This window comes from Nocardia sp. NBC_01499 (assembly GCF_045040275.1).
Taxonomy (GTDB): Bacteria; Actinomycetota; Actinomycetes; order Mycobacteriales; family Mycobacteriaceae; genus Nocardia.
Window position 1 is genome coordinate 8,274,075 of the sequence record NZ_CP109426.1, and the last position, 16,841, is coordinate 8,290,915.

At 64.1% G+C, this 16,841-nt stretch carries 3 protein-coding genes; 1 reads left to right on the forward strand and 2 read right to left on the reverse strand.

All coding sequences use genetic code 11. The features are described from left to right. Positions 1–11: 11 nt before the first annotated feature. Together OG203_RS37980 and OG203_RS37985 are read right to left on the reverse strand one after the other, a co-directional pair. Complete coding sequence (locus tag OG203_RS37980; RefSeq protein ID WP_405162025.1) at positions 12–15,659, reverse strand: hypothetical protein; 15,648 nt, start codon at positions 15,657–15,659, stop codon at positions 12–14. 18 nt (positions 15,660–15,677) lie between these two features. Next, positions 15,678–16,103: a YbaB/EbfC family nucleoid-associated protein gene (locus OG203_RS37985; protein WP_405162026.1), complete on the reverse strand. Its 426-nt coding sequence runs from the start codon at positions 16,101–16,103 to the stop codon at positions 15,678–15,680. 238 nt (positions 16,104–16,341) lie between these two features. Between OG203_RS37985 and OG203_RS37990 the strand changes: the two genes are divergently transcribed. Then, positions 16,342–16,839, forward strand: a complete 498-nt coding sequence (locus tag OG203_RS37990; protein WP_405162027.1) for a YbaB/EbfC family nucleoid-associated protein — start codon at positions 16,342–16,344, stop codon at positions 16,837–16,839. Positions 16,840–16,841 lie beyond the last annotated feature (2 nt).

Genomic DNA, 16,841 nt, shown 5'->3' on the forward strand with positions numbered 1-16,841 from the left:
GGTTGTGTTGTTCACGGGAGGGAACCGTCGCCGCGGCGCCATGCCGCATAGTGTGTGGCCTGGGTGGCGGAGGCGACGTAGCCGCCGTCGAAGTTTCCGCCTTCCGGTGGGGCGTCTCTGCCGGAGGCGGTTCGTGCGTATCGGGAGTCGTTGGTAGTCCAGACGCTCCCGGGGTTCGAGGCGGGCAGCGGGGCGAACGTTCCTGTTCCTGGATTGAAGAGTTGTCCGCCGGGGAAGAAGCGGGAGGCTGCGCCGGTGACATCGATATCGCGGCCGTCGACTGTGATTCGGTAGCCGAGGTATTGGCCGTCGTTGTCGAACAGCATTTCTGCCGAGACCGAGTTGGGGTCGCGTTTGATCGCCGTGTCCACCAGGTCGGCAACTGCGGGTGGTACTGCGTTGCGGGTGCCGAGTGAGGCGATGATGCCGTCGCCTTCGAATCCGGCGACGGAGAAGCGGTCGCCGGGGAGTTCGGTGATGGCGCCGATGTTCATGGTTGGGTTGAAGGCCATGGTCAGTCGGCCGGTGGCGGTGGGGTTGGGCCAGGCATTACCGATTTTGTCGCTGGCTGCTGTGGGGTTTTTGGGGTCGTAGCCGAGGTCGTGTGTGCTGCGGACTTCTTTCCATTGGGGGTTTTCGCCAAGGCCGTCGGGTGCGTTGCGGCCGATCATGGTGAATTTGGCGTCGGTGCTGAGTTTGAGCATGTTTTCGACGCCGCTGATGCCGGTGCCGCCGGTGCCTGCCACGATCCAGTCTTTGGCAAGTTCGGGTTTGACTCCGCGCAGGTTTGCGTCGTCGCCGGAGAGGACGCGGCCGGGGTAGTTCTTCCGGAGTGTTTTCCAGTTGTTGATCGCGTTGAGTGAGTCGGTGACGTTTTTGGGCAGTGTCGAGTGGTTGATGTTGTTGTCCGACAGGATCTTCAAGGCTTCGCCGGCGGATGCGGTGTCTCGCCAGGACAGCGCCTCGATTTGGTTTTTCGCTGTTGAGGCTTCGGGTGTGTTGAGTTTGCCGAGTTCTCGTGCGGTGGTGTCGAATGTTCCGTGCATCCCACCGATGCCGCGGGCGATACCGGGGATGATCTCGGGTGGGAATCCTGTTGCGATGACCGGGATTCCGTCGACTTCTACGGTGACTCGTGGTGTGTCGTCGATCGGTGTGATGTCGGCAAGTAGCTTGCCGTTTTCCATGCGGAAGGTTGCTTTGCCGTCGACGACTGGTCCTTGGGCGGCGATGGAGTCTTCCCAGTAGCGTACCGCGTCGAGCGGCACGCGGGCATCGGGTCGGCCCGTGCCGACGAACTGATACGGGTCACCGAGTCCGGTCTGGCGGAGGTTGCGCAGTTGGTCTGCGGTTTGGGCGATGCGGTCGCCGTTGTCGGATTGCCAGCGGCCGCGGTCATCGACGAGCAAGGCTGCTGGATCACGAGCTGCGAGTGCGGCGCCGCCGCCTGCCTCGATGACCGACAGCTTCGGGTATTCGTCAGGCGAGGTCGCTGCTTGTTGGCGCAGGTTGGCGAGGGTTTGCTGGCTGCGTTGCGCGCGTTGTCGGGTGCTCTGATCGGCGAGTGCCCGTGTTTGGTCGGGGGTGGCTCGTTCTCCGTTGAAGGCGATCGGGCGCTCGAAGGTGGGGCGCAGCGCGTCACGGTGGGCTTCGAAGGCGGCTCGGTCTGTTCCGGCTTGACGGTTGATGTTTTGCAGGAGTCGCCGGTCATCCGAGGTCAGCTGGTCCGGGCGGGTGCCTGCGTCGTCGAGTAGGTGACGGACCTGATCACCTGCGGTTGGCGACGATTCGAGGTGGTCGAGTATCAGGTTTCGGCGTTGCTCAGCGCCGGGCGTGCCTTCGCGTAGGCCGCCGTGTTCGACCAACGCCATCGCTTCGCGATGCAGGTCGTCGTAGCGGGTTTGTTCCTCAGGCGTCCGGTTGCCGGGGGCGGGAAGCCGGTCGAGTTGTTCGCCGAGGGTGCGCAGTTCTTGGATTCGTCCCGTGTCGTGGGGCGTGAGCTTGGGTTCGCCGGTCATCGTGCCGGGACGCAGGATGCCTTCATCGGGGCCGAAAGCATCGAGTCGGTCGATGAGGTAGCGCTTGCGGTCGGCGACGATTTCGCCGATTTCGTGGGCGAGGGCTCGGGGTATGTGTTTGGTGGAGATGCGGTCGGAGATTTGGATGACGTGTTTTGCTTTGTCGTGGTTGAGGATTGAGCGTGCGACGGTGTCGTCGCCGATGCGTTGGGTTTCGACGCGGACTTCGAAGGTCTTCTGGTCGTGGCTGTAGACGCCGGTGGTGTCGGTGATGCGGTACTGGCCTTTGGCCGCATCGATCGGGGCGACCTGCAGGCCGCCGTGGCCTTCGACGGCGCTGTGTAGTGCTCCGTCGACCTGAGTGCGGACCTGGTCGATGTGGCTGGTTGCCGGTGCCTCGACGTGACCGTGGAAGTCTGAGCCTGGCACGGCAGCGGCAGTGATGAGATTGGTCGGGTCAGTGACGCCGCCGCGTCGCCATGCTGCGTAATGGGTGGCCTGGACCGCGGAGGCGACGTAGCCGCCGTCGAAGTTGCCGCCTTCCGGTGGGGCGTCCCTGGTGGAGGCCGTTTGTGCGGCGAAGCCGCGGGTGGGACCTGATAGTGCGTATCGGGAGTCGCCGGTGCTCCAGACAGTTCCGGGCTTCGACGCCGGTAGCGGACCGAAATCGCCGGTTCCGGGCTTGAAGAGTTGTCCGCCAGGGAAGAAACGGGAGGCTGCGCCGGTGACATCAATGTGTTTGTTGTCGACGGTGATTCGGTAGCCGAGGTATTGGCCGTCGTTGTCGAACAACATCTTTGCTGAGACCGAGTTGGGGTCGCGTTTGATGGCGGTGTCGACGAGGTCGGCGACGGCAGGTGGAACCGAGTTTCGTGTGCCGAGTGAAGCGATGACGCCGTCGCCTTCGAATCCGGCGACGGAGAAGCGGCCACCGTGTTCGGTGATGCCGCCGATGGTCATGGTTCGGTCGAAGGCCATGGTCAGTCGGCCCGTGGCGGTGGGGTTGGGCCAGGCGTTATTGATTTTCTCGCTGGCGGCTGTCGGGTTTTTGGGGTCGTAGCCGAAGTCGTGTTTGCTGCGGACTTCTTTCCATTGGGGGTTTTCGGCGAGTCCGTCGGGTGCGTTGCGGCCGATCATGGTGAATGTGGCGTCGGTGCTGAGTTTCAGCATGTTTTCGACACCGCTGATGCCGGTGCCGCCGGTGCCTGCGACGATCCAGTCTTTGGCCGTATCGGGATTTACCCCGGCTAGGTTCGCGTCGTCACCGGAGAGGACGCGGTCAGGGTAGTTCTTCCGCAACGTTTTCCAGTTGTTGATCGCGTTGAGCGAGTCGGTGACGTTCTTGGGCAGTGCCGAGTGCTCGATGTTGTTGTCCGACAAGATCTTCAAGGCTTCGCCGGCGGATGCGGTCTCTCGCCATGACAACGCTTCGATCTGGGTCTTCGCGGTATCGGCCTCGGGTGTGTTGAGCTTGCCCAACTCTCGTGCGGTCGTGTCGAATGTCCCGTGCATTCCGCCGATGCCTCGGGCGATGCCGGGGATGATCTCGGGTGGGAAACCTGTTGCGATGACCGGGATTCCGTCGACCTCGACGGTTACTCGTGGGGTGCCGTCGATCGGGGTGATGTCGGCGAGTAGCTTCCCGTTGTCCATGCGGAAGGTTGCTTTGCCGTCGACGACCGGTCCCTGGGCCGCGATCGAGTCTTCCCAGTAACGGACCGCGTCAAGCGGCACGCGGGCGTCCGGTCGACCGGCGCCGACGAACTGGTAGGGGTCACCCAGTCCGGTCTGTCGAAGATTGCGTAGTTGGTCCGCTGTTTGGGCTATCCGGTCGCCGTTGTCGGACTGCCAGCGCCCACGGTCGTCCACGAGCAAGGCTGCTGGGTCGCGGGCTGCGAGTGCGGCGCCGCCGCCTGCCTCGATGAGCGATAGCTTCGGATATTGGCCGCCCGCGGCTTTCTCGCGTAGGTCGGCGAGGGTTTCTTCGCTTCGTTCCGCACGTTGCCGGGTGCTCTCGTCGGCGAGCGCCCGTGTTTGGTCGGGGGTGGCTCGTTTTCCGTTGAACGCGATGGGGCGCTCGAAGGTGGGGCGCAGCGCCTTACGGTGCGCGTCGAGTGCGGCGCGGTCTTCCCGGGCTTGGTCCCGAATGTCTTGCAGGAGTTGGCGATCGTCCGGTGTAAGCCTGTTCGGATGGCCGCCTGCGTCATTGAGCAGATTGCTTACCTGCACACCGCCCTGGTCGAGGGCCAACGCTCTGCGTTGGTCGGCACCCGGCGTGCCTTCGCGCAGACCCATGTGGTCGACCAGTGCCATTGCTTCGCGGTGCAGGTTGTTGTAGCGGGTTTGTTCCTCGGGTGTGCGTTCGTGGGGAGCTGGCAGGTCGTCGAGTTGCTCGCCGAGGACACGGAGTTCCTGTATCCGGCCTGCGTCGTGGGGTGTGAGTTGTCGGTTGGTCGGCCCGTCGGGGTGCAGGATGCCTTCGTCGGGGCCGAAGGCGTCGAGTCGGTCGATGAGGTAGCGCTTGCGGTCGGCGACGATTTCGCCGATTTCGTGGGCGAGGGCTCGGGGTATGTGTTTGGTGGAGATGCGGTCGGAGATTTGGATGACGTGTTTTGCTTTGTCGTGGTTGAGGATTGAGCGTGCGACGGTGTCGTCGCCGATGCGTTGGGTTTCGACGCGGACTTCGAAGGTCTTCTGGTCGTGGCTGTAGACGCCGGTGGTGTCGGTGACGCGGTACTGGCCTTTGGCCGCGTCGATCGGGTCGACGTGGAGACCGCCGTGGCCGTCGATCACAGTGCGGAGTGCTCCGTCGACCTGGGTGTGGATCTGGTCGATGTGACTGGTTGTCGGGTCTTCGACATGACCGTGGAAGTCCGAACCGGGCACTGCCGCGGCAGTGATGCGATTGACCGGATCGCCGGAACCCGCAGGGACAGAATCATTTTGGGGATGTGATTGCGGTGCGTCTGTCGTGTCGCCGCGTCGCCATGCCGCGTAGTGGGTGGCCTGGGTGGCGCTGGCGACGTAGCCGCCGTCGAAGTTTCCGCCTTCGGGTGGGGCGTCTCTGTTGGAGGCGGTTTGTGCGGCGAAGCCGGTGGTGCGGCCCGATAGGGCGTATCGGGAGTCGCCGGTGCTCCAGACGGTTCCGGGTTTCGAGGCGGGCAGTGGGGCGAAGTCGCCGGTTCCGGGCTTGAAGAGTTGTCCGCCTGGGAAGAAGCGGGAGGCTGCGCCGGTGACATCAATATGTTTGTCGTCGACGGTGATTCGGTAGCCGAGGTACTGGCCGTCGTTGTCGAACAACATCTTTGCCGAGACCGAATTCGGATCGCGTTTGATCGCGGTATCCACTAGGTCGGCGACGGCGGGTGGTACTGCGTTTCGGGTGCCGAGTGAGGCGATGACTCCGTCGCCTTCGAATCCGGCCACGGAGAAACGGCCGCCGCGGAGTTCAGTGATGCCGCCGATGGTCATGGTTCGGTCGAAGGCCATGGTCAGTCGGCCGGTGGCGTTCGGGTTGGGCCAGGTGCCGTCGAGGTTCTTGTCGCTGGCTGCCGTGGGGTTTTTGGGGTCGTAGCCGAGGTCGTGTGTGCTTCGTACTTCTTTCCATTGGGGGTTTTCGCCAAGGCCGTCGGGTGCGTTGCGGCCGATCATGGTGAATTTGGCGTCGGTGCTGAGTTTGAGCATGTTTTCGACGCCGCTGATGCCGGTGCCGCCGGTGCCTGCCACGATCCAGTCTTTGGCAAGTTCGGGTTTGACTCCGCGCAGGTTTGCGTCGTCGCCGGAGAGGACGCGGCCGGGGTAGTTCTTCCGGAGTGTTTTCCAGTTGTTGATCGCGTTGAGTGAGTCGGTGACGTTTTTGGGCAGTGTCGAGTGGTTGATGTTGTTGTCCGACAGGATCTTCAAGGCTTCCCCGGCGGATGCGGTGTCCCGCCAAGACAGGGCTTCGATCTGCGCCTTCGCCGTATCTGCTCCAGATACGTTGAGCTTGCCCAACTCCCGTGCGGTCGTGTCGAAGGTGCCGTGCATCCCACCGATCCCGCGGGCGATACCGGGGATGATCTCGGGTGGGAATCCTGTTGCGATAACGGGGATTCCGTCGACTTCTACGGTGACTCGTGGTGTGTCGTCGATCGGTGTGATGTCGGCGAGCAACTTCCCATTTTCCATGCGGAAGGTTGCTTTGCCGTCGACGACCGGTCCCTGTGCCGCGATGGAGTCTTCCCAGTAGCGGACAGCGTCGAGCGGCACGCGGGCATCGGGTCGGCCCTCGCCGACGAACTGATACGGGTCACCGAGGCCCGTCTGCCGGAGATTACGCAGTTGGTCTGCGGTTTGGGCGATGCGGTCGCCGTTGTCGGATTGCCAGCGGCCGCGGTCATCGACGAGCAAGGCTGCTGGATCACGAGCTGCGAGTGCGGCGCCGCCGCCTGCCTCGATGACCGATAGTTTGGGATATTGGCCGCCCGCGGCTTTTTCGCGCAGGTCGGCGAGGGTTTCTTCGCTGCGTTGCGCACGTTGTTGCGTGCTTTCGTCGGCGAGTTCCCGCGCTCGATCGGGGGTGATCCTTGCTCCGTCGTCTGCGATGGGCGGCTTGAAGGCAGGCTGAAGGTCAGCACGATGGGTCTCGAAGGTGGCTCGGTCCACCCCGGCTTGGCGATTGATCTGTCGCAGGAGTCGCCGGTCATCGGAGGTCAGCTGGTCCGGGCGGGTGCCTGCGTCATCGAGCAGGTGACGGACCTGATCACGAGCGGTTGGCGAAGATTCGAGGTGGTCGAGTACCAGGTTTCGGCGTTGTTCGGCTCCCGGTGTGCCGTCTCGCAGGCCGACGTGTTCAACGAGTGCCATTGCTTCGTGGTGCAGGTTGTCGTATTGGTTTCGTTGTTCGGGGGTTCGGTCGTCGGGGGAGGGCAGCCGGTCGAGTCGCTCGCCGAGCACTCGCAGTTCCTGGATTCGGCCGGTGTCGTGGGGTGTGAGTTTGAGTTCGCCGGTTACCGCGCCAGGGTGTAGGACGCCTTCGTCAGGACCGAAAGCGTCGAGTCGGTCGATGATGTAGCGCTTGCGGTCGGCGACGATTTCGCCGATTTCGTGGGCGAGGGCGCGTGGTATGTGTTTGGTGGAGATTCGGTCGGAGATTTGGATGACGTGTTTTGCTTTGTCGTGGTTGAGGATTGAGCGTGCGACGGTGTCGTCGCCGATGCGTTGGGTTTCGACGCGGACTTCGAAGCTGTGTTGGTCGGGGCCGTAGACACCGCTGGTGTCGGTGACGCGATACTGGCCTTTGGCCGCATCGATCGGGTCGACCTGCAAACCACCGTGGCCAGCGATCACATCGCGCAGTGCTCCGTCGACCTGGGTGTGGACCTGATCGATGTGACTGGTCGTCGGTGCTTCGACGTGACCGCGGAAATCCGAGCCCGGCACGGCCGCGGCGGTGATCGGGTTGGTTCGATTACCCGAACCCGCAGGGTCGGAGGCGTTTTGGGGATGTGGTTGTGAGCCGTCGTGCGGTGCGTCTGTCGCATCGCCACGTCGCCAGGCCGCGTAGTGCGTGGCCTGGGTGGCGGAGGAGACGTAGCCGCCGTCGAAGTTTCCGCCCTCGGGTGGGGCATCCCTGTTCGAGGCGGTTTGTGCGGCGAAGCCGGTGGCGGGGCCCGATAGTGCGTATCGAGAGTCGTTGGTGCTCCAGACGGTCCCGGGTCTTGACACGGGTAGTGGTGGGACGCTTCCTGTTCCGGGCTTGAACAGTTGTCCGCCGGGGAAGAAACGGGAAGCCGCTCCGGTGACGTCGATGTGGCGGCCGTCGGCGGTGATTCGGTAGCCGAGGTATTGGCCATCGTTGTCGAACAACATCTTTGCCGAGACCGAGTCCGGATCGCGTTTGATCGCCGTGTCCACCAGGTCGGCAACGGCGGGTGGTACTGCGTTGCGGGTACCTAGTGAGGCGATGACGCCGTCGCCTTCGAATCCGGCGACGGAGAAACGACCGCCGGGGAGTTCGGTGATGCCGCCGATGTTCATGGTTCGGTTGAAGGCCATGGTCAGTCGGCCGGTGGCGGTGGGGTTGGGCCAGGTGCCGTCGGGGTTTTTCTGGCTGGCTGCTGTGGGGTTTTTGGGGTCGTAGCCGAGGTCGTGTGTGCTGCGGACTTCTTTCCATTGGGGGTTTTCGGCGAGTCCGTCAGGTGCGTTGCGGCCGATCATGGTGAATTTGGCGTCGGTGCTGAGTTTGAGCATGTTTTCGACGCCGCTGATGCCGGTGCCTCCGGTACCGGCGACGATCCAGTCTTTAGCAAGTTCGGGTTTTACCCCGCGCAGGTTCGCATCGTCGCCGGAGAGCACACGGCCGGGGTAGTTCTCCCGCAACGTTTTCCAGTTGTCGATCGCGTGCAGTGAGTCGGTGACGTTCTTGGGTAGCGTGGAGTGGTCGATGTTGTTGTCCGTCAGGATCTTCAACGCTTCGCCAGCGGAAGAGGTGTCTCGCCAGGAGAGGGCCTCGATCTGGGTTTTCGCGGTGTCTGCTCCAGATGTGTTGAGCTTGCCCAACTCTCGTGCGGTGGTGTCGAAGGTGCCGTGCATTCCGCCGATGCCTCGTGCGATGCCAGGGATGATCTCGGGTGGGAATCCTGTTGCGATGACCGGGGTTCCGTCGACTTCGACGGTGACTCGTGGGGTGCCGTCGATCGGTGTGATGTCGGCGAGCAGCTTCCCGTTTTCCATGCGGAAGGTTGCTTTGCCGTTGACGACTGGTCCTTGGGCGGCGATGGAGTCTTCCCAGTAGCGGACCGCGTCGAGTGGCACGCGGGCGTCGGGTCGACCGGTGCCGACGAATTGATACGGGTCGCCGAGTCCGGTTTGGCGGAGGTTGCGGAGTTGGTCTGCGGTCTGAGCGATGCGGTCGCCATTATCGGACTGCCAGCGGCCGCGGTCATCGACGAGCAACGCTGCTGGATCGCGAGCCGCTAGCGCGGCACCGCCACCCGCTTCGATGACCGACAGCTTCGGGTACTCACCGTCTGCCGCCTTCTCGCGCAGGTCGGCGAGGGTCTGCTCGCTGCGTTGCGCACGCAACGCGGTGCTTTCGTCGGCGAGTTCCCGCGCTCGATCGGGGGTGATCCTTGCCCCGTCGTCCGCGATGGGCGGTTTGAAGGCGGGCTGAAGGTCAGCACGGTGGGCTTCGAATGCGGCTCGGTCTGTCCCGGCTTGGCGATTGATGTTTCGCAGGAGTCGGCGGTCATCAGAGGTCAGCTGGTCTGGGCGGGTAGCGGCGTCGTCGAGTAGATGACGGACCTGATCACGACTGGCCGGGGTGGGGTCGAGGTGGTCGAGTACCAGGTTTCGGCGTTGTTCGGCCCCGGGTGTGCCGTCTCGCAGACCGACGTGTTCGACCAGTGCCATCGCCTCGCGATGCAGGTCGTTGTATTGGTTTCGTTCTTCAGGTGTCCGGTTGCCGGGAGCGGGCAGTCCGTCGAGTTGCTCGCCGAGCGCTCGTAGTTCTTGGATTCGCCCGGCGTCGTGCGGTGTGAGCCGGGGGGTGCCGGTCACCGCACCGGGCCGCAGGACACCTTCGTCGGGACCGAAGGAGTCGAGTCGGTCGATGACATAACGCTGGCGGTCGGCGACGATTTCGCCGATCTCGTGGGCGAGGGCGCGGGGTATGTGTTTGGTCGAGATCCGGTCAGAGATCTGGATGACGTGCTGACCCTTGTCGTGGTTGAGGATCGAGCGCGCCACAGTGTCGTCGCCGATGCGCTGTGTTTCCACGCGCACTTCGAAGGTCTTCTGATCGGGGCCATAGACGCCGGTGTTGTCGGTGATGCGATACCTGCCCCTGGCCGCATCGATCGGGTCGACCTGCAACCCACCGTGGCCATCGACCGCACTGCGCAGTGCTCCGTCGACCTGAGCGTGCACCTCGTCGATGTGACTGGTCGTCGGGGCTTCGACGTGACCGTGGAAATCGGAACCTGGCACGGCAGCGGCGGTGATCGGGTTGGTTCGATTACCCGAACCCGCAGGGGCGGAGGCATTTTGGGAATGTCGTTGTGAGCCGTCGTGCGATGCGTCCGTGGTGTCGCCGCGTCGCCAGGCCGCGTAGTGGGTGGCTTGGGTGGCGGAGGAGACGTAGCCGCCGTCGAAGTTGCCGCCTTCTGGTGGGGCGTCTCTGTTGGAGGCGGTTTGTGCGGCGAAGCCGGTGGTGCGACCCGATAGTGCGTATCGAGAGTCGTTGGTAGTCCAGATGGTCCCGGGTTTCGACACCGGTAGCGGTGGGGCGGTTCCTGTTCCGGGCTTGAACAGTTGTCCGCCGGGGAAGAAACGAGAGGCTGCGCCGGTCACGTCAATGTGCTTGTCGTCGGCTGTGATTCGGTAGCCGAGGTACTGGCCGTCGTTGTCGAACAGCATTTTTGCCGAGACCGAGTCTGGGTCGCGTTTGATCGCGGTGTCCACCAGGTCGGCGACAGCGGGTGGTACTGCGTTGCGGGTGCCGAGTGAGGCGATGATGCCGTCGCCTTCGAATCCGGCGACGGAGAAGCGGTCGCCGGGGAGTTCGGTGATGGCGCCGATGTTCATGGTTGGGTTGAAGGCCATGGTCAGTCGGCCGGTGGCGGTGGGGTTGGGCCAGGCATTACCGATTTTGTCGCTGGCTGCTGTGGGGTTTTTGGGGTCGTAGCCGAGGTCGTGTGTGCTGCGGACTTCTTTCCATTGGGGGTTTTCGCCAAGGCCGTCGGGTGCGTTGCGGCCGATCATGGTGAATTTGGCGTCGGTGCTGAGTTTGAGCATGTTTTCGACGCCGCTGATACCAGTGCCGCCGGTGCCAGCGACGATCCAGTCTTTAGCAAGTTCGGGTTTGACCCCGGCCAAGTTCGCGTCGTCGCCGGAGAGCACGCGGCCGGGGTAGTCTTCCCGCAGCGTTTTCCAGTTGTCGATCGCGTTGAGTGAGTCGGTGACGTTCTTGGGCAGTGTGGAGTGGTCGATGTTGTTGTCGGACAATATCTTCAGTGCATCGCCAGCGGATTTCGTTTCCCGCCAGGAGAGTGCTTCGATCTGGGCTTTCGCGGTATCGGCCTCGGGCGTGTTGAGCTTGCCCAACTCCCGTGTGGCGGTGTCGAAGGTGCCGTGCATCCCACCGATACCTCGTGCGATGCCAGGGATGATCTCGGGTGGGAAACCTGTTGCGATGACCGGGATTCCGTCGACTTCCACGGTGACCCGCGGGGTGCCATCGATCGGAGTGATATCGGCAAGCAGTTTTCCGTTGTCCATGCGGAAGGTTGCTTTGCCGTCGACGACTGGCCCTTGGGCCGCGATCGAGTCTTCCCAGTAGCGTACCGCGTCGAGCGGTACGCGAGCATCGGGTCGACCGGCGCCGACGAATTGATACGGGTCGCCGAGCCCGGTCTGCCGGAGGTTACGGAGTTGGTCTGCGGTCTGAGCTATCCGGTCGCCATTATCGGATTGCCAGCGGCCGCGGTCATCGACGAGCAACGCTGCTGGATCACGAGCAGCCAGTGCGGCGCCGCCGCCTGCCTCGATGACCGATAGTTTGGGATATTGGCCGCCCGCGGCCTTTTCGCGCAGGTCGGCGAGGGTTTCTTCGCTGCGTTGCGCACGTTGTTGCGTGCTTTCGTCGGCGAGTTCCCGCGCTCGATCGGGGGTGATCCTTGCCCCGTCGTCTGCGATGGGCGGCTTGAAGGCGGGCTGAAGGTCGGCTCGGTGGGTTTCGAAGGTGGCTCGGTCTGTCCCGGCTTGGCGATTGATCTGTCGCAGGAGTCGGCGGTCATCGGAGGTGAGTTGGTCGGAGCGGGTGGCCGCGTCGTCGAGTACGCGACGGACCTGATCACCTGCGGTTGGCGATGATTCGAGGTGGTCGAGTATCAGGTTTCGGCGTTGTTCGGCTCCCGGTGTGCCTTCGCGCAGGCCGACGTGCTCGACCAACGCCATGGCTTCGTGATGCAGGTCGTTGTACTGGTTTCGTTCCTCAGGTGTCCGGTTGCCGGCAGCGGGCAGCTCGTCGAGTTTCTCCCCGAGCACTCGTAGTTCCTGGATTCGACCGGTGTCGTGAGGTGTGAGGTGGGGGGTGCCAGTCATCGCACCAGGGCGCAGGACGCCTTCGTCGGGTCCGAAGGCGTCGAGTCGGTCGATGAGGTAGCGCTTGCGGTCGGCGACGATTTCGCCGATTTCGTGGGCGAGTGCGCGGGGTATGTGTTTGGTGGAGATGCGGTCTGAGATTTGGATGACGTGTTTTGCTTTGTCGTGGTTGAGGATTGAGCGGGCTACGGTGTCGTCGCCGATGCGTTGGGTTTCGACGCGCACTTCGAAGCTGTGTTTATCGGGGCCGTAGACGCCGGTGGTGTCGGTGACGCGGTACTGGCCTTTGGCCGCGTCGATCGGGGCAACCTGCAAACCACCGTGGCCAGCGATCACATCGCGCAGTGCTCCGTCGACCTGAGTACGGACCTCGTCGATGTGACTGGTCGTCGGGGCTTCGACGTGACCGTGGAAATCCGAACCTGGCACGGCCGCAGCGGTAATCGGGTTGATTCGATCACCTGAACCCGCATGAACACTCGAATCCTGAAGTGACGCTTCGTCGGTCGCGCTGTGATGGCTGCTGCCGTCGGATGTTTCGATGACGGTGCCGTCGGGGCGGATGATCGCGAGAGTTGTTGTGCTGTGCCGGGGTTGAGGGTCCGGTGACTCGAAAGCGTTGTGGCCGAACGGCCGATCTTCGGCAGTGACCGTTCCGGCGTGTGCGGCCGATGATGTGCTGCCGTCAGGTATTACGTCCGGGCGGTCGTTGGACGGCTGTTCCCTGATCGGTTCGGCGACGTGATAGTGGCCGCCGCTCTCGTCGACCCGAACCAGGACGTGCTCGGGACCGTCCTGCGGGCCGAAACGCATCATCGTGCCGTCGCGGTTCACCACCACGATGTTCAGGCTGTGGGCGTCGGCGCCCTCGGGGATGAGGAAATCGCCGAGTTCGTTGTTGTAGCGACCGGGCTTGGACAGATCTTCGAGCTGTCGATCGAACTCCTCCGAGCGCTCCCACTCGTAGTCCCACTGGCGGAACTCTCGTTCGCGCACCCAGGCCGGGCGAGCCGGATGGTCGGGGTAGTCGCGAAGATTCGCGTCGAGCCTGGTGATTTCCCGCGCCGCCTCCCGGAAGTCCGCGGTATCGGGGACGAACTTGTCGATCAGACGGTCCTTGCGGTCCTGCAACACCCGGCTGAACTTCTCGCGGACGGCCTCGTGGCCGGGGCCGAGCTTTCCGCCGGTGACGTGATCCACCGCCCGGAACAGGCAGTCGCCGTCCGCGGTAATGCGCTGCAGGCGATAGCCGGGCAGCGCGGCCACCTGCTCCTGGGTGGGGTTGAAGCGCTCCTCCGGTACGAATTCCAGTCCGGTGCTTGGCCTTTCGTTGATCGTGTCGGGGTTGTGCTCGTGCTGATTCTGCTCGTGTGAGATCGACGCCGGCGGATGCGAGACCGGTTCCTCCGGTGGACCTTTCGGGAAATCTCCCGAGTTCTTGGCCGGTCCGAGCGAAGCGTTTGGATCTCGGGACGTGTCCGAGTCACGGGGTGTTTCGTTGGAAGTGACGGGCTCCCTTGGAGTTTCGACCGCACCGGGTTGCTTCTGGGTCGACGGGTGGTCCTGGACCGCCCGCACCGATTCGACAGGGTGATTCTGCGACCCGGTCGGCGACGAGGTCACCGCGCGCTGGTTGGTCGTGATCGGGTCGGTTCGGACGCCAGCGGTGATGGGTGTGCGGGAGCCGTCGCCCACCGACGAGAGGCTCGGGCGTGGCGACGGCGGCGGGGTCGGTGACGGGGAGACCGATGCCTTGTCGGTGACCGAGGCGGGCGGGGGCGGTACGTCGGCTCGCGATGATGTCACCGCTGGCGGTGTACTGCCCGGCAGCACGTTGGTGTTTCCGGTGGACGACTGAGCTGGCGGCGCATCCGGCCGGAAGCCCGCGTTCGACTGTGGCGTAGCCGAATTCGCGATGTTCTCGACGTGCGACTGCTGCTGTTGCTCGACGGGCGAGTCGAACCGCGGCTGCTCCACGGGCGCGTGTGTCTGTGCGGGCTGCGTCGTCGAATGATTCGAGCTGCCCTCGACATTCGACGTCGGCTCGACGTGCGACTGGGAGACAGGCGAATTCGTGGATGTCGCGTTCACCGAGTGCGTCGGCGTCTGCGACGAACCCGAATTGGGATCGATCCCGGTGCGCGATGAGGTCTGTGTCGACTGGCCTTCGGTACGCGACGACGCGGCAGGCTGCTGCGCGGGCGCGTTGCTGCTCGAAGGCCTCGACTCGGGCGAGGACTGCGACCGCGTGGTGGAGTTCGTCGAGTTGTCGTTCCGGGTCGCCGAGTTGTCGTTCCGGGTGGTCTGGTTGTCGTTGCGTGTGGTCTGTCCGTTCCTCGTGCCCTGCGAGCCGTTTTTGGTCCGGACGTTCGTCTCCGGAGTTGTCTGCCGACTGTGTTCGGTCGTCGAACCATTGTGCGTGGCAGCGGAATTTGCGCCGGTATCGGAACGGTCACTCGTCGAATGCACCGACGGCGCACGGGAATTCAGGCCTTCACCGTCATACAGCGAAGAGGCGCGCGAGGATCCGCCATCGCCCTCGTTGAGCTCGACGATCTTCGGCTCCGGGCGCTCGTGGGTGCCGTCGGCGCCGATCGGCGGCGGGGCGGAAACGCCCATATAACCGCCCTTGGCGAGCGACGACGACTGCGCGTGACCCGCGACGCCGTGCACGCCACCGACCAGACCACCGCCGACGCCGCCGAGAATCGCCGCCGGATCGAACTCCCACTGACCCGTGAAGACACCGTTGGCGACCAGCCCGGCGCCCGCGCCGACCACACCGGCGGGGATACCGGCGCCGATCGCGATGCCGCCCGCCTTCCACCACGTCATCGAGTCGCGGCCGACCCAATTGCCAAGGCCCTTACCGATGAGACTGCCGACCGGCGCGGCCACCGCGCCCGAGATGCCGCCGACGGCACCCGAGATGAACAGCTGTTTGACATCGAATCCGTCGCGATGACCCTTGCCCTGCTGAATGGCCTGCACCAGGAAGTCGGTGCCGAAGCCGATGGCAGCCTGCTCGAGCCCGGTGATCGCGGCCAGTTTCCACAGCGGCATCGCCGCCAGGCGAGTGGCCCGGTTCGCCAGGAAGGTAGCCAGCCGTTGGCCGATGAGCTGACAGACGCCCGCCGCCTCGGCCTCCATCGCAGGCACCGCCCACGCACCCCACATCGTGGCCAGCGCGTAGGCGATCTCCGCGGCCAGGATCGCCAGGGTGATGATGATCTGCAGCTTGGAGTACTCGATCTGGGTGCCGCACTGGCGCACCGAATCACCGAGCTGCTTGAGCTGTTCGGCCATCTTCTCGACGGACTGATCGCCGGTGAAGAACTGGTCGAACTGGGCTTTCATCTTGTCTTCGCCGTCGCCGGAATAGCTCACCAGCGCGGTGTTGCACGCGACGTGCAGTGCGTCGATGATGTCGTGCAGGGCGCTGGAGGCGGTGTGGAAATCGTCGCCGAGCGCGAACAGCGGGTCTTCCTGGCCCTTCGGCCAGGACGCGCCTGCGAGGTAGCTGAGCCACTGCAGGCCCTCGGGCATCTCGATGCTCATCGATCAGCCAGTGCTGGTTCAGCGGTCAGCGTTGTCACGTGCCGATGGCGAATCGAACGAGGCGCGTTGGGGTTCCGGCACCCGGGCCTGTAGATCCGGTAGGCCCCCGACGATTTCGGACAGGCTCGGCAGCCGCGATCGGGAGCGCTGAATGGGCGCGATCAACTCGTTGGCGCGGCGGGCGACCTCGGATGCGGCCTCCTGGGTGGCCTCGGTGACGGCGTCGGCGATCTCGTCGTAGTCCAATTCGTCGATGTCATCGGCGAACTCGGTCTCGATCACGACGCCGTCGGCGTTGACGGTGATGCGCACCCGGCCCTTGCCCGCGGTAGCGGTGGCGGTGAGCTCGACCCGCTGCCGCTGTGCGTCGGCGATCGAGCGAATATGCAGATTGACGGTGTCGAGCAGATCTGCCAAATCGCCTTTGGTCCGGTCGTTGTCCACGTCGAATTCTCCTGCTGCCCGACGACATTCGGAACCCGCGATGCCTGGCGCATCGATTCCCCGACGAACGCTACCGCACCTCATCGCCGGTAATGATCCTCGATTATCTAACAGTTATGCCGTACTTACGTCTTCGGTTATGTGGGGCTTACCTGGGCCGTGTTGAATCCTCTTGGGTGACAACTGGGCTCAGCGCGGCGCTGCGAAGCGAGCCCGACCTACGATGCGGAGGCCTCTGGTGGTGAACGAACGGCTCAAGGCCGACGCCGCGATGATGATGGAAGCGCTGAACGAGCAGATGCTCGGCATCGCGAAAATCCAACGCGACCGTTCCCGGCTCACCGCTACCGCCACCGCCTGCGACAAGCGAATCAGTGTGACCGTCAACGCCGATGGGATTCTCATCGACACCAGGTTCGCCGACGATATCGGCGATCTGAGCTACCAGGTCATCGCCGCGGCGATGACCGAGGCCGTGCAGGCCGCCGCCCGGCAGGTGACCGAGCAGACCAGGCTGCTCATGGAACCGTTGCGGGAGCGTAAGTCCCGGTTGCCGAAGTTGTCCGCGCTGATCGAGGACGCGCCGGACTTCGGTTCGGTCATGCCGGTGGCACCGCCCGCGTCGGTCGCGCCGCCGAACTCGCCGCAGCGGCGTTACGACGACGAGGACACGGGCTTCGGCGATGCGGAGAGATTCGAGGGCCGACGGTCGATGGTCAGCGACCGTGACGACTGAGG

Coding starts and splice junctions, on each gene's coding strand:
- OG203_RS37980 (WP_405162025.1), bottom strand. CDS start 15,659: ATGAGCATCGAGATGCCCGAGGGCCTGCAGTGGCTCAGCTACCTCGCA.